Genomic DNA, 12,007 nt, shown 5'->3' on the forward strand with positions numbered 1-12,007 from the left:
TTGCACCATTTCGACGCGCCTTGCCCTCAAAGGGGGCGTAAACGGTCGATAAATTTCGCGAGCGATCACAATTCCAGAATTATATTTTGCCTGTGCATAATATTTCTCGTTTTCGTCCCGCGAACCGCCGCTTGTCGTAAAAATATTCACTTATTATGCACTAACAGTGAATAACTCCATATTCTAACTCATTGATATTCTGTCACCTCAAGGCGTTTATGCATTTTTATCGCTGGCTGGCACGAACTCTGCAATCTACATTCACAGTGCAAACACTCAATTATTTAACATTTAAACAACTTATTATTTACCGGATGAGGTCGCTATGTCTCTGTCAATTACGCGTGAAAATTTTGATGAATGGATGATGCCGGTTTACGCTCCGGCGGCTTTTATTCCGGTACGCGGGGAGGGCTCACGCCTGTGGGATCAGCAGGGCAAAGAGTATATCGATTTCGCGGGCGGGATTGCGGTGAATGCGCTGGGACACGCACACCCGGCGCTGCGCCAGACCCTGAACGATCAGGCGGCGAAGTTCTGGCACACGGGCAACGGTTACACCAACGAGCCTGCCCTGCGCCTGGCGAAAAAACTGATCGACGCCACCTTTGCCGAAAAAATCTTCTTCTGTAACTCCGGCGCAGAGGCCAACGAAGCGGCCCTGAAGCTGGCGCGTAAATACGCCCACGACCACTTCGGCGCACAGAAAAGCGGAATTGTGGCCTTCAAAAATGCCTTCCACGGTCGCACGCTGTTTACCGTCAGCGCCGGTGGACAGCCTGCCTATTCACAGGATTTCGCCCCGTTACCGCCGGATATTCGTCACGCGGTGTTTAACGATCTCCAGTCCGCGAAAGAGCTGATCAACGACAACACCTGCGCGGTGATCGTCGAGCCGATGCAGGGCGAGGGCGGCGTGGTCCCGGCGGAGAAAGCCTTCCTGCAGGGGCTGCGTGAGCTGTGCGACCAGCACAACGCGCTGCTGATTTTTGATGAAGTCCAGACCGGCGTGGGCCGTACCGGCGAGCTGTATGCCTATATGCACTACGGCGTCACGCCGGACGTGCTGTCGACGGCGAAAGCATTAGGCGGCGGTTTCCCGATCGGCGCGATGCTGACCACCAATAAATGCGCCAGCGTGATGGTCGTCGGCACCCACGGCACCACCTACGGCGGTAACCCGCTGGCCTCGGCGGTCGCCGGACAGGTGTTGGATATCATCAATACGCCAGAAGTGCTGAACGGCGTGAAGCAGCGTCACGACTGGTTTGTTGAGCGCCTGAATGCGATCAACAGCAAGGTCGGCATGTTCAAAGAAATTCGCGGTCTGGGGCTGTTAATTGGCTGCGAACTGACGGCTGAATTTGCCGGAAAAGCTAAACTTATTTCACAGGAAGCGGCAAAAGCGGGTGTGATGGTGCTGATCGCGGGCGCGAACGTGGTGCGTTTTGCTCCGGCGCTGGTGGTAAGTGAAGAAGAGGTCACCACCGGATTAGATCGCTTTGCGCTGGCCTGTGAACAGGTGAAATCCGGGGTGTCATCATGATGGTCATCCGTCCCGTTGAGCGCGGCGATCTCGCCGGGCTTATGCAGCTTGCCGGTAAGACGGGAGGCGGGCTGACCTCGCTTCCTGCCGACGAAAAAACGCTGTCGGCGCGCATCGAGCGCGCCATCAATACATGGCTTGGGACGGTGCCGAAAAGCGAACAGGGATACGTCTTTGTTCTGGAAGATACGGATACAGGGGCAGTTGCCGGGATCTGCGCCATCGAAGTGGCGGTCGGCCTCAATGAGCCCTGGTACAACTACCGCGTCGGCACGCTGGTTCACGCCTCGAAAGAGCTGAACATCTACAACGCGCTGCCCACGCTCTCGCTCAGCAACGATCACACGGGCAGCAGCGAGCTTTGCACGCTATTCCTCGATCCCGAGTGGCGCAAAGAGGGCAACGGCTATCTGCTCTCGAAATCGCGCTTCATGTTTATGGCCGCCTTCCGCGATCGCTTTAACGAAAAAGTGGTGGCGGAGATGCGCGGCGTGATCGACGAAAAAGGCTACTCCCCGTTCTGGGAAAGCCTCGGCGAGCGCTTCTTCTCGATGGAATTTTCTCGCGCGGACTACCTGTGCGGCACCGGGCAGAAAGCCTTTATCGCCGAGCTGATGCCGAAACACCCGATCTACACCCATTTCCTCAGCCCGGAAGCCCAGGCGGTGATTGGCGAAGTCCATCCGCAGACCGCCCCGGCGCGCGCGGTGCTGGAGAAAGAGGGTTTCCGCTACCGTAACTACGTCGATATTTTTGACGGCGGCCCGACGCTGGAGTGCGATATCGATCGCGTCCGCGCCATCCGTAAAAGCCGTCTGGTGACCGTCGCCGAAGGGCAGCCTGCGCCGGGCGAATGGCCGGCCTGTCTGGTGGCGAATGAACAATACGATCATTTTCGCGCCATGCTGATCCGCGCGAACCCCAAATGCGACCGCCTGGTGCTGACCGCAGCCCAGCTGGATGCCCTGAAATGTAGCGCAGGCGACACGGTGCGCCTGGTGCGACTCTGCCCCGAGGAGAAAACAGCATGAGTTTATGGATTAATGGCGACTGGGTGACGGGCGAAGGCGAGCGTCGCGAGAAAACTAACCCGGTGAGCAAAGAGGCGCTGTGGACCGGTACCGATGCCAGTGCGCTTCAGGTGGAACAGGCCTGTAAAGCGGCGCGTGCGGCGTTCCCGGCGTGGGCGAAACAGCCCTTTAGCCTGCGTCAGGCGGTGGTCGAGAAATTTGCCTCCCTGCTGGAGGCCAACAAAGTCGAGCTGACCAGCATTATTGCCCGCGAAACCGGCAAACCGCGCTGGGAAGCGACGACCGAAATCACGGCGATGATCAACAAAATTGCCATCTCCGTGAAGGCCTATCACACCCGCACCGGCGAGCAGCATACGGATATGGCCGACGGCGCGGCGACCTTGCGCCATCGTCCGCACGGCGTGCTGGCGGTGTTTGGGCCGTATAACTTCCCCGGCCATCTGCCGAACGGGCATATCGTGCCTGCGCTGCTGGCGGGCAATACCGTGATTTTCAAACCGAGCGAACTGACGCCGTGGACGGGTGAAGCGGTGGTCAAACTCTGGGAGCAGGCGGGTCTGCCGCCGGGCGTGCTGAACCTGGTGCAGGGCGGACGCGAAACCGGCCAGGCCCTGAGCGCCCTGAGTGACATCGACGGGCTGCTGTTTACCGGCAGCGCGGGGACGGGTTATCAGCTGCATCGCCAGCTGGCGGGGCAGCCGGAGAAAATTCTGGCGCTGGAGATGGGCGGGAATAACCCGCTGATTGTCGAAGACGTGGAGGATATCGACGCCGCCGTGCATCTGACCATCCAGTCGGCGTTTGTTACCGCCGGGCAGCGCTGCACCTGCGCGCGTCGTCTGCTGGTGAAACGCGGCGCGCAGGGCGATGCCTTCCTGGCCCGTTTGGTGGAAGTGACCGCGCGCCTGGTGCCCGACGCCTGGGACGCCGATCCGCAGCCGTTTATCGGCGGGCTGATCTCTGAACAAGCCGCGAACAACGTGGTCAACGCCTGGCGCGAGCACGTGGCGCGCGGCGGAAAAAGCCTGCTGGAGCCGAAGCTTGTCCAGCCGGGTACGTCCCTGCTAACGCCGGGGATTGTGGAGATGAGTGGGGCGAGTAATGTCCCGGATGAAGAGACCTTCGGTCCGCTGCTCTGCGTCTGGCGTTACGATGATTTCGACAGCGCCATTGCGATGGCGAACAACACCCGCTACGGCCTGTCGAGCGGGCTGATTTCACCGGATCGCGAGAAATTCGACACGCTGCTGATTGAAGCGCGCGCCGGAATTGTGAACTGGAACAAACCCCTGACCGGTGCGGCGAGTACCGCGCCGTTCGGTGGCGTGGGCGCTTCCGGCAACCATCGCGCCAGCGCCTGGTATGCGGCGGATTACTGCGCGTGGCCGATGGCGAGCCTCGAAACGCCTGCATTGACCCTGCCGGAAAGCCTCAATCCGGGGCTCGATTTTACGCAAGGGGATCGTCATGAAAGCGCATGAGGTCAACTTTGACGGGCTGGTGGGGCTGACTCACCACTACGCCGGGCTGTCGTTTGGCAATGAGGCCTCAACGAAGCACCGCTTCCAGATTTCGAATCCTAAGCTTGCGGCGAAACAGGGGCTGCAAAAGATGAAAGCCCTGGCTGACGCCGGTTTCCCGCAGGCGCTGATCCCGCCGCAGGAGCGCCCGAACGTCGAGGTTCTGCGTCAGCTCGGGTTTAGCGGCAGCGACGAGCAGGTGGTGGAAAAAGCGGGGACGCAGGTGCCGCATCTGCTGTCGGCGGCAAGCTCCGCCTCGTCCATGTGGGTGGCAAACGCCGCCACCGTTGCGCCCTCGGCGGATACCCTCGACGGCAAAGTGCATCTCACCGTCGCCAACCTGAATAACAAATTCCATCGCGCGACCGAGGCGGTGACCACCGAGCGCGTGCTGCGCGCCATTTTCAGCGATGCTGAACGGTTCAGCGTTCACGAAGCGCTCCCGCAGGTGGCGATGTTTGGCGATGAAGGGGCGGCAAACCATAACCGTCTGGGTGGTAACTACGGCGACCCGGCGACGCAGCTGTTTGTCTACGGACGCGACGAGAGTGGGCACAACGCACCCGTGCGATACCCGGCGCGTCAGACCCTGGCGGCGAGCCAGGCGGTGGCGCGGCTGAATCAGGTCAATCCTGGGCAGGTGGTTTTTGCTCAGCAGAATCCAGATGTTATCGATCAGGGTGTGTTCCACAACGACGTGATCGCCGTGTCGAACCGTCAGGTGCTGTTCTGCCACGAACAGGCGTTTGCCCAGCAGGATAAATTGCTTGCCGCGCTTGCCGAGCGCGTGCCGGGCTTTACGCCGATTCAGGTCCCGACGCACGCCGTGAGCGTGCAGGATGCGGTGGAAACTTACCTGTTTAACAGCCAGCTGTTGAGCCGCGACGACGGCAGCATGCTGCTGGTCCTGCCGCAGGAGTCGCAAAACCATCAGGGCGTGTGGCGCTATCTGACGGAACTGGTGAAGGCCGACAACCCGATCAGCGAGCTGAAGGTGTTCGACCTGCGTGAAAGTATGGCCAACGGCGGCGGCCCTGCCTGCCTGCGGCTGCGCGTGGTGCTGACCCAGGCCGAAATGCAGGCGGTAAATCCGGCGGTCATGATGAATGACACCCTGTTTAACACGCTGAATAACTGGGTCGATCGCTACTATCGCGATCAGCTGACGCAGGCGGATCTGGTTGATCCGCAGCTATTGCGCGAAGGCCGCGAAGCGCTGGACGCTCTGACCTCGATCCTGCACCTGGGATCGGTTTACCCGTTCCAGCGCTAAGGAGAGAGGATGGAGAATTTACTGGCGCTGACCCTGGCGGACGAAACGCCTGTGCAAACCGAAGGTGAGGGCGCGACCTTTCACTGGAAATGGCTGGGGCGCGGGCTGCTCGAACTGACGCCGTTCGAGGCGAGTGAACGTGCTCTGGTGCTCTCGGCGGGCGTTCACGGCAATGAAACCGCCCCGGTGGAAATTGTCGATCTGCTGCTCCGCGCGCTGTTTCGCGGGGATATTCCGCTGCGCTGCCGCGTGCTGGTGGTGCTCGGGAACCCGGTAGCGCTGGCGCAGAACAAGCGTTATCTGGTGAGCGATATCAACCGGATGTTTGGCGGGCGCGCGGCGCATTTCGCGCCCTGCGAAGAAACCGAACGGGTGCTGGTGCTGGAGAAGGCGGTCAGGGATTTTTATGCCACAGCCGGGGAAGATCGCTGGCATCTGGATCTGCACACCGCCATTCGCGCGTCGTATCACGTGCGTTTCGGCGTGCTGCCCCAGCGCGAGCAGCCGTGGGATGAAACTTTCCTCGACTGGCTGGGCGATGCGGGCCTCGAAGCGCTGGTGTTCCATCAGTCGCCGGGCGGGACTTTCACCCATTTCACCTGTGAGCATTTCGGCGCGCTGGCCTGTACCCTTGAGCTGGGTAAAGCCCTGCCGTTTGGGCATAACGATCTGACGCGTTTTGCGCCTACCCATCTGGCGCTGCGGGCGCTGCTCTCAGGCGCTGAGCCGGAACCGCATGCGGAGCCGGTGGAGCGTTATCGCGTCGTGCAACAGCTCACCCGTCGCAGCGAGGCGTTTCAGCTGCATATGGCGGCGCATACCCTGAACTTCACGCCGTTCCGCCAGGGAATTTTGCTGGCAGAGGACGGGGGCGAGCGTTATGAAGTGCAGAAAACGACGGAGTATGTGCTGTTCCCGAATCCGTCGGTGGCACTGGGGTTGCGGGCGGGGCTGATGCTGGAGAAGGTGACGTAAATCGGCGGCGCATTTTTAAAACGAATAAACCCTGATCGCGTGGCGCTCAGGGTTTTTCTTTGACCCCTTACCGGGTTAAGCGTCTTTGTGCTGATAATCGGCAATCACCTTGCTGTAACCCCAGGCGAAGAGATCGTGGTCGCGGTTCTCGCTCCAGCCCGACAACATCCCCAGATTAACCTTTTTCGCATAATCCAGAAGCTGCGACTGATTATCGAGGGTGAAGGTCTGGCCCTGCACATCGTTGTCCCCGAACATCGGCGTTGCGCCGGTTCGACGCCACGCCTGTTTAGCGCTCAGCTGCGGCCAGTTCGCCACGATCTGCGTGTTCATCGCGTCGAGCGCATTTTTGACACCGGTAAACATATCCGCAGGCGAATCCGCGCCAAAGTCCATCGTCATGCCATTGATCATCGAAGGCAGGATATCGGCATCGGCCAGCATGGCAATGAAATCAATCCCATAGGAGCTTAAGCCCTGGCTGGCGGCGCTGTTTTGCCCGTCAACCGGGAGGGTGTAAGAGACCTGCAGTGACGGGTTGGCGCGCATGATGGCTTCGACTACCACCACATGGCGCGTCAGAACATCCGGCTGGGCCAGGACTTCGCCCTCGAGATCGAAATCGATGTATTTCAGGGCGTAGTTATCGATGATCTCCTGATACCAGTCGATCAGGGTATCGGTATCTGCCACGGCTTCTTCGATGGGAATACCGGCGGAGCCGCCAAAGGAAATCGCCACATCGCCGCCGGCGGCGCGCAATGCCGCAATATCGTCTTTCGCCAGGCTGCTGGTGCGGGCGTCAAAGGCGGGATCGCTTTGTCCGCCCCAGGCGGGCATCGGCGTGTTGTCGGCGCTGCTGGTCCCGGCAACAATAAATGCCAGCGTATAGTTCTTGATGCCCGAAGCGTCCAGACACATCCCGGTGGTTAACTGCGGGTAGGCCATGTAATCGATATAGGGCGCAACGGAGAAGCGGTACTCGCCCGGGTCCGGCACCGCGGTTTGCGTCGTGAAGGAGACGACGTCAGAGATGGCCGAGGTATTTCCCGCGACATCCACGGCTTTGACGGTGGCGGTATAGGCGGTGAGTTCTGTTAAGCCGGTAATGATGGCGCTGGCAGCGTCAACGGAAAGCTGAGTTTTGCCAGAGCCCGCCGCGTACTCGACGATATACCCGACCACGAGGACATTGTCCGTTGAAGGCTGCCAGACGAGTGATGCGGTTTTCGCCCCGGTTCCGGTGACCGTCACTCCCTGTGGAACCGAAGGAGCTTCTGAGTCGGGTGGTGCGTCGGCGGAGGCGCCATTGACGACAAACCCGGTCGGCAGCGCACCGAGCACCTCCCCGCCATTAATCCCGATCGCAAATTCCACGGAGCCCTGAACGGGAATCCTGTTGTTATCGGTTAAATATCCGCTTACCGAGCTGCCGCTGACGGAAAATGCGAAATTAAGATCCTGACTCGGCTGTTGTCCTGCCGCGAGGGTGAAGGCTATCAGCGGATTAACAATATCGCTGTCGGTCATATTATAAAGCGTGATGATACATTTATCGTAATAGGGGGCCGGAGTGTCACCAGATTCCCATTTTGCATAAGCAATGACGGCCTGAGGGGTATTTTTCATAATTAACACCTTGATGAATGTGAGTGGTTTAACATTAAGCAGATGCTTAGCTGTCGGATTTGCCCGGGGAGGAGACATTTTCCCGGCGGGGTGAAGACAGATTACGAACTTCGCTCCGGCTAATTTCTTATTTTGCGAAATAATTGTGTCTATTTTGGCGAGGGGATTCAGGACGTTTCAAAAGCCGGCTAATCCGCTTTGTGAGTGTGGTTGATATTATGATTGTGTAACAACTTGTTGTTTTAACTATTTAATTTAATAAAACTGTTTATGATTTGTGTGTCATTGTTCGCTTTAAATCAATACGTTAGCGTTTTTGTTTTCATGGTAATTATTTATAACGTTATTAAAATTTATTTTAAGGCATTGAGAACTATTATGTTTCTTATTCTCGCCCGTTTTCTTCCGCGCTAAACCACGATACCATGACAAATAGGTGTGTCTTGTGAAGAGGATAAATAACTAAATTAAGCGGTGTAAGGTATGTTTATTTTCCTCAGGATTATTGATTTCCTGATTTGAAAAAATTGTTTCCCGGACGGAAACGCATTTTATTGCAATAGCGCAACAATGACTCTTTGCTGCGCAACCCGTTTGTTGCGCAAAAAAATGTATTAACGAATTTTTTACGAGGCTAGCTATGGGGATATTTTTGTCAAAGAAGATGCGTTACTTCATGGTTATCATGAGAAACAAAAATTTTGGCAAGGCGGCGGAAGAGTTGTGTATCACCCGGTCGCCTTTGAGTAAGGTCTTAACCGAGCTGGAAATGTCTCTGGGAGGCAAGTTGTTTAGCCGAAAGCATAACGATCTCGAGCCGACGCAGCTGGCCTGGGATTGCTACAACCGATGCCTGCCCGCCTATCAGAATCTGCTGGCATTTGAAGACAGTCTCAGGACAAACCCTCACGACACGCAAATGCTCATCTATTTTGATATCTCCGTTCCTCAAATCCTCTTCCATCATTTACAGCGCGTTTTCCAGTCGGAAAATCTCAAATTCGAAACCCACAGAACCCAGCTGACTCATGAGGATTTTAGTGCGCTGACCTATCAGCCAAATACGGCCGTGCTGGCCTTCAGGCCGCTGGATTCTGAGCCTGGCTTGCAGTGTGATTCCTGGCACGGCTGCCACCATGTCATTTTGCGCAAGCGAATGACCGATACTCCGAGCGGCAAGCCGAAATTCTTCGTCTGGAGGGATCAGCATACGCCACTGTATAAAGCCAGGATCAAAAACATCCTCGGCCCGAAGGGGATTGACCCTGAGTTTATTGAACACAACCACGATCTCTTCACGCTGCTCTCCTTCGTGCGGGCGGGGAAGGGGATGTGCGTTTCGTCTGAGAAGATGGCGCAGATTTTTCGCCTTGAAGGGATTGAGGTGGAGCGCATTGAAACGTCTTATATTCGTTGCTTCGTTTATCATCACGCAGACACCCGGCAGATGGGCCTGATCAACGCTTTTAAGGATCTGCTGGTGGAGTTTGTCTGATGATTTATCCCGGTCGCTGAGACCTGTACCCTCTATGAGGTTTTAATAAAGAGAGTGCTGACGATCTTTTTGCAGATTATTCCTGGATAACTGCTTTATTATTAATCGGCACTTCGCTATACTTCTTCATAATCTCTTTAAAATCATCGTATTGAATATTTTTGTTTCAACTCTCCACGCTTTATCCTTAATTCCTCCACATTTGGCGATAATTTGTTTTTTACACTTTCATTGTTTTACCGTTGCTCTGACTAATTGACGATAAACCCCGTAAAGTTAATCTCGTCAACACGGCATAGCGCCGAATAATAACTGAAAGAAAGGAAAACAATTATGCGTAAATTAACTGCACTGTTTGTTGCTTCTACCCTGGCTCTGGGCGCTACCAGCATGGCGTTCGCCGCAGATACCGCGACCACCACCGCAGCGCCAACTGAAGGTAAGATGATGCATCATAAAGGCAAGCCGGGTATGCATCACGACATGATGTTTAAAGACCTGAACCTGACTGATGCGCAGAAACAGCAGGTGCGCGACATCATGAAAAGCCAGCGTGACCAGATGAAACGTCCGCCGCTGGAAGAGCGCCGCGCAATGCATGACATCATTGCCAGCGACAGCTTCGATAAGGCAAAAGCCGAAGCGCAGATCGACAAAATGGCCGAGCAGCATAAAGCCGGAATGCTCGCCCGTATGGAAACTCAGAACAAGATCTACAACATTCTGACCCCGGGACAGAAAAAGCAATTTAATGCCAATTTTGAGAAGCGTCTGACAGAACGTCCGGCGCCAGAAGGTAAAATGGCTCCGCCTGCTGAATAATCAGCACAAACTATTAAGACCGCCGGAAACCTGTCCACATAAGCGCAATCGCTGTGGACAGGTCCGGCGGTTTTTTCTTTCGCACCCTCTTGTCACGCGCCGCCATCACGGTATGCTCCTGTAGTCGGTTTTAAGAATGAGTAGCAGAGTCAGGGCGTTAGTGTTTTTTTCATCACGACACTAAGGCCTCTTCCCATTGCTGCCGATAATACGCCTGTGAACACCTAACGATAACAATCAAGACAGCGACGCGATATTTCGTCGCCCTGGCGCAGGTGCGCCTTTCAGGAGTGGTGATGGAGTTTTTTGATATCCGCAAGATGCCGGTGAACCTCTGGCGAAATGGCGCGGGCGAAACCCGTGAGATCTGTTGCTTTCCCACGGCGACCCGTGATTTTCACTGGCGCGCCAGCATTGCCTCTATCGCCAGCAACGGCGAATTCTCATTATTTCCTGGTGTCGATCGGGTGATTACCCTGATTGAGGGCGGTGAAGTGACCCTTGATGCGGGCCACACCTTTTGCCATACCCTGAAACGTCATCAGCCGTTCAGTTTTGCGGGCGATCATCCGGTGAAAGCGAAGCTCACCGAAGGGCAGATGTCGATGGATTTTAATATCATGACCCGCCGGGATTGCTGTCAGGCCAAAGTGCGGGTGGCTGACCGTACCTTTACGACGTTCGCCTCGCGCGGCGGCGTGGCGTTTGTGCTGAGCGGGGCATGGCAGCTAGGGGATAAACTTCTCACCGCCGATCAGGGCGCCAGCTGGCAGGATGGAACCCACACCCTGCGCTTACTGGAATCCGAAGGTACGCTGCTGTTCAGTGAGATCACCTGGCTGCCGGGGCATTAAGCTCAATGATCTCATACTCGCCGGAGAGCAATGGCTTACAGAGAATTTTGTAGCCGTCGTGATCAAAACCGGCGGGGGTTTTCAGCAGAGCCGTTGCCTCTTTTAAGGTGTCGACGGCACCCAGCCACAGCCAGTTATGAATGATGTGGTAGTGCGTCATCTCATGGCTGCCTTCTTTCAGCGCAATCGCGCCGTCCCACGGCCAGCAGGTGACGCGCAGCGCGGCCAGTCCGGCCACTAATCTCGCCTGATGATCTTCCACGCTCTCTTTGCCGCAGCAGGCACCGGCACAGCGTTTTAACGCCGAGCGAAAACAGGCGCGCCCGCGGGTGAGGGATTCCAGACCTAATAATCCGTAGCACAGCTTTTCGGCGTCCGCGATGGTTTGCAGGGCCTGCAGCGCTGCGCGGCGGTTGGCAAACAGCCCGTGCAGATTCTGCGCGTGAGAGAAATCAATCTCACGGGCATAGACCACCTGCGGTTTGCCGTCGGTGATTTGCAGAGAGCAGAGCTGACGGTTGCGGCGCAGTCGTTTGTTGAACAGCGGCTGCTGCTCTTTAATCAGCCGGGCTTCGAGCAATAGCGCGCCGAGTTCACCGGCGGTTTGCATCCAGGTGATGCGCCGCGACTGGCGCAGCATCGCGGCCTCGTCGGGGGTGCGTAAATGTGATAACACCCGGCTGCGGATATTGACGCTTTTGCCGATATAAAGCGGCATGGCGTCGCTTTCGCCATGAAAGAAATAGACGCCGGGCTGTTTCGGCAGAGCTTCCAGCCAGGGGCGAAGATGTTCGGGATATTCGTAGATGGCCGCCGCTTCAAATTCCAGTCGCGGGGCGGATTGACGCCTGCTCACAAA

At 56.6% G+C, this 12,007-nt stretch carries 10 protein-coding genes; 8 read left to right on the plus strand and 2 right to left on the minus strand.

Features of this window, described 5'->3' with window-relative positions; all coding sequences use genetic code 11:
- The first annotated feature begins 325 nt into the window (after positions 1-325).
- Genes astC through astE form a run of 5 tightly spaced genes read left to right on the plus strand, consistent with a single transcriptional unit; the run spans position 326 to position 6,348 of the window.
- On the plus strand, positions 326-1,546 hold the full coding sequence (gene astC / locus QQF33_RS25610; RefSeq protein WP_285144775.1) for a succinylornithine/acetylornithine transaminase: 1,221 nt from the start codon (positions 326-328) through the stop codon (positions 1,544-1,546).
- A complete protein-coding gene (astA, locus tag QQF33_RS25615; protein ID WP_285158830.1) occupies positions 1,543-2,577 on the plus strand; it encodes an arginine N-succinyltransferase in 1,035 nt (344 codons plus the stop codon). Before astC ends, astA begins: the two co-directional genes overlap by 4 nt.
- The gene (astD, locus tag QQF33_RS25620; RefSeq protein WP_285144773.1) at positions 2,574-4,061 is read left to right on the plus strand and encodes a succinylglutamate-semialdehyde dehydrogenase; all 1,488 of its coding nucleotides are present in this window, start codon (positions 2,574-2,576) and stop codon (positions 4,059-4,061) included. The genes astA and astD overlap by 4 nt, the downstream gene beginning before the upstream one ends.
- Positions 4,048-5,373, plus strand: a complete 1,326-nt coding sequence (gene astB, locus QQF33_RS25625) for an N-succinylarginine dihydrolase (RefSeq protein WP_285158831.1) — start codon at positions 4,048-4,050, stop codon at positions 5,371-5,373. Before astD ends, astB begins: the two co-directional genes overlap by 14 nt.
- 9 nt (positions 5,374-5,382) lie before the next feature.
- On the plus strand, positions 5,383-6,348 hold the full coding sequence (gene astE, locus QQF33_RS25630; protein ID WP_285158832.1) for a succinylglutamate desuccinylase: 966 nt from the start codon (positions 5,383-5,385) through the stop codon (positions 6,346-6,348).
- Positions 6,349-6,423: 75 nt separating this feature from the next.
- Here astE and QQF33_RS25635 read toward each other — a convergent pair whose 3' ends face one another.
- Positions 6,424-7,977, minus strand: coding sequence for a fibronectin type III domain-containing protein (locus tag QQF33_RS25635; RefSeq protein ID WP_285158833.1), 1,554 nt, complete (start codon positions 7,975-7,977; stop codon positions 6,424-6,426).
- 652 nt (positions 7,978-8,629) lie between these two features.
- On the opposite strand from QQF33_RS25635, the gene QQF33_RS25640 reads away from it, so the two are divergent.
- The 3 genes from QQF33_RS25640 to ves all read left to right on the plus strand — a co-directional run bounded on the left by QQF33_RS25640 (position 8,630) and on the right by ves (position 11,148).
- Positions 8,630-9,472, plus strand: coding sequence for a LysR family transcriptional regulator (locus QQF33_RS25640; RefSeq protein ID WP_285158834.1), 843 nt, complete (start codon positions 8,630-8,632; stop codon positions 9,470-9,472).
- Positions 9,473-9,805: 333 nt separating this feature from the next.
- Complete coding sequence (gene spy, locus QQF33_RS25645) at positions 9,806-10,294, plus strand: ATP-independent periplasmic protein-refolding chaperone Spy (protein WP_285158835.1); 489 nt, start codon at positions 9,806-9,808, stop codon at positions 10,292-10,294.
- 296 nt (positions 10,295-10,590) lie between these two features.
- Complete coding sequence (gene ves, locus QQF33_RS25650; RefSeq protein ID WP_282495001.1) at positions 10,591-11,148, plus strand: environmental stress-induced protein Ves; 558 nt, start codon at positions 10,591-10,593, stop codon at positions 11,146-11,148.
- Here the strand turns inward: ves and cho are convergent.
- Positions 11,126-12,004 carry an excinuclease Cho gene (cho, locus tag QQF33_RS25655; protein ID WP_282495002.1) on the minus strand — a complete coding sequence of 293 codons (879 nt, stop codon included), beginning with the start codon at positions 12,002-12,004 and terminating at the stop codon, positions 11,126-11,128. The genes ves and cho overlap by 23 nt on opposite strands.
- Positions 12,005-12,007 lie beyond the last annotated feature (3 nt).

This window comes from Lelliottia wanjuensis (genome assembly GCF_030238365.1).
Taxonomy (GTDB): domain Bacteria; phylum Pseudomonadota; class Gammaproteobacteria; order Enterobacterales; family Enterobacteriaceae; genus Enterobacter; species Enterobacter wanjuensis.

Coding starts and splice junctions, on each gene's coding strand:
- astC (WP_285144775.1), top strand. CDS start 326: ATGTCTCTGTCAATTACGCGTGAAAATTTTGATGAATGGATGATGCCG.
- astA (WP_285158830.1), top strand. CDS start 1,543: ATGATGGTCATCCGTCCCGTTGAGCGCGGCGATCTCGCCGGGCTTATG.
- astD (WP_285144773.1), top strand. CDS start 2,574: ATGAGTTTATGGATTAATGGCGACTGGGTGACGGGCGAAGGCGAGCGT.
- astB (WP_285158831.1), top strand. CDS start 4,048: ATGAAAGCGCATGAGGTCAACTTTGACGGGCTGGTGGGGCTGACTCAC.
- astE (WP_285158832.1), top strand. CDS start 5,383: ATGGAGAATTTACTGGCGCTGACCCTGGCGGACGAAACGCCTGTGCAA.
- QQF33_RS25635 (WP_285158833.1), bottom strand. CDS start 7,977: ATGAAAAATACCCCTCAGGCCGTCATTGCTTATGCAAAATGGGAATCT.
- spy (WP_285158835.1), top strand. CDS start 9,806: ATGCGTAAATTAACTGCACTGTTTGTTGCTTCTACCCTGGCTCTGGGC.
- ves (WP_282495001.1), top strand. CDS start 10,591: ATGGAGTTTTTTGATATCCGCAAGATGCCGGTGAACCTCTGGCGAAAT.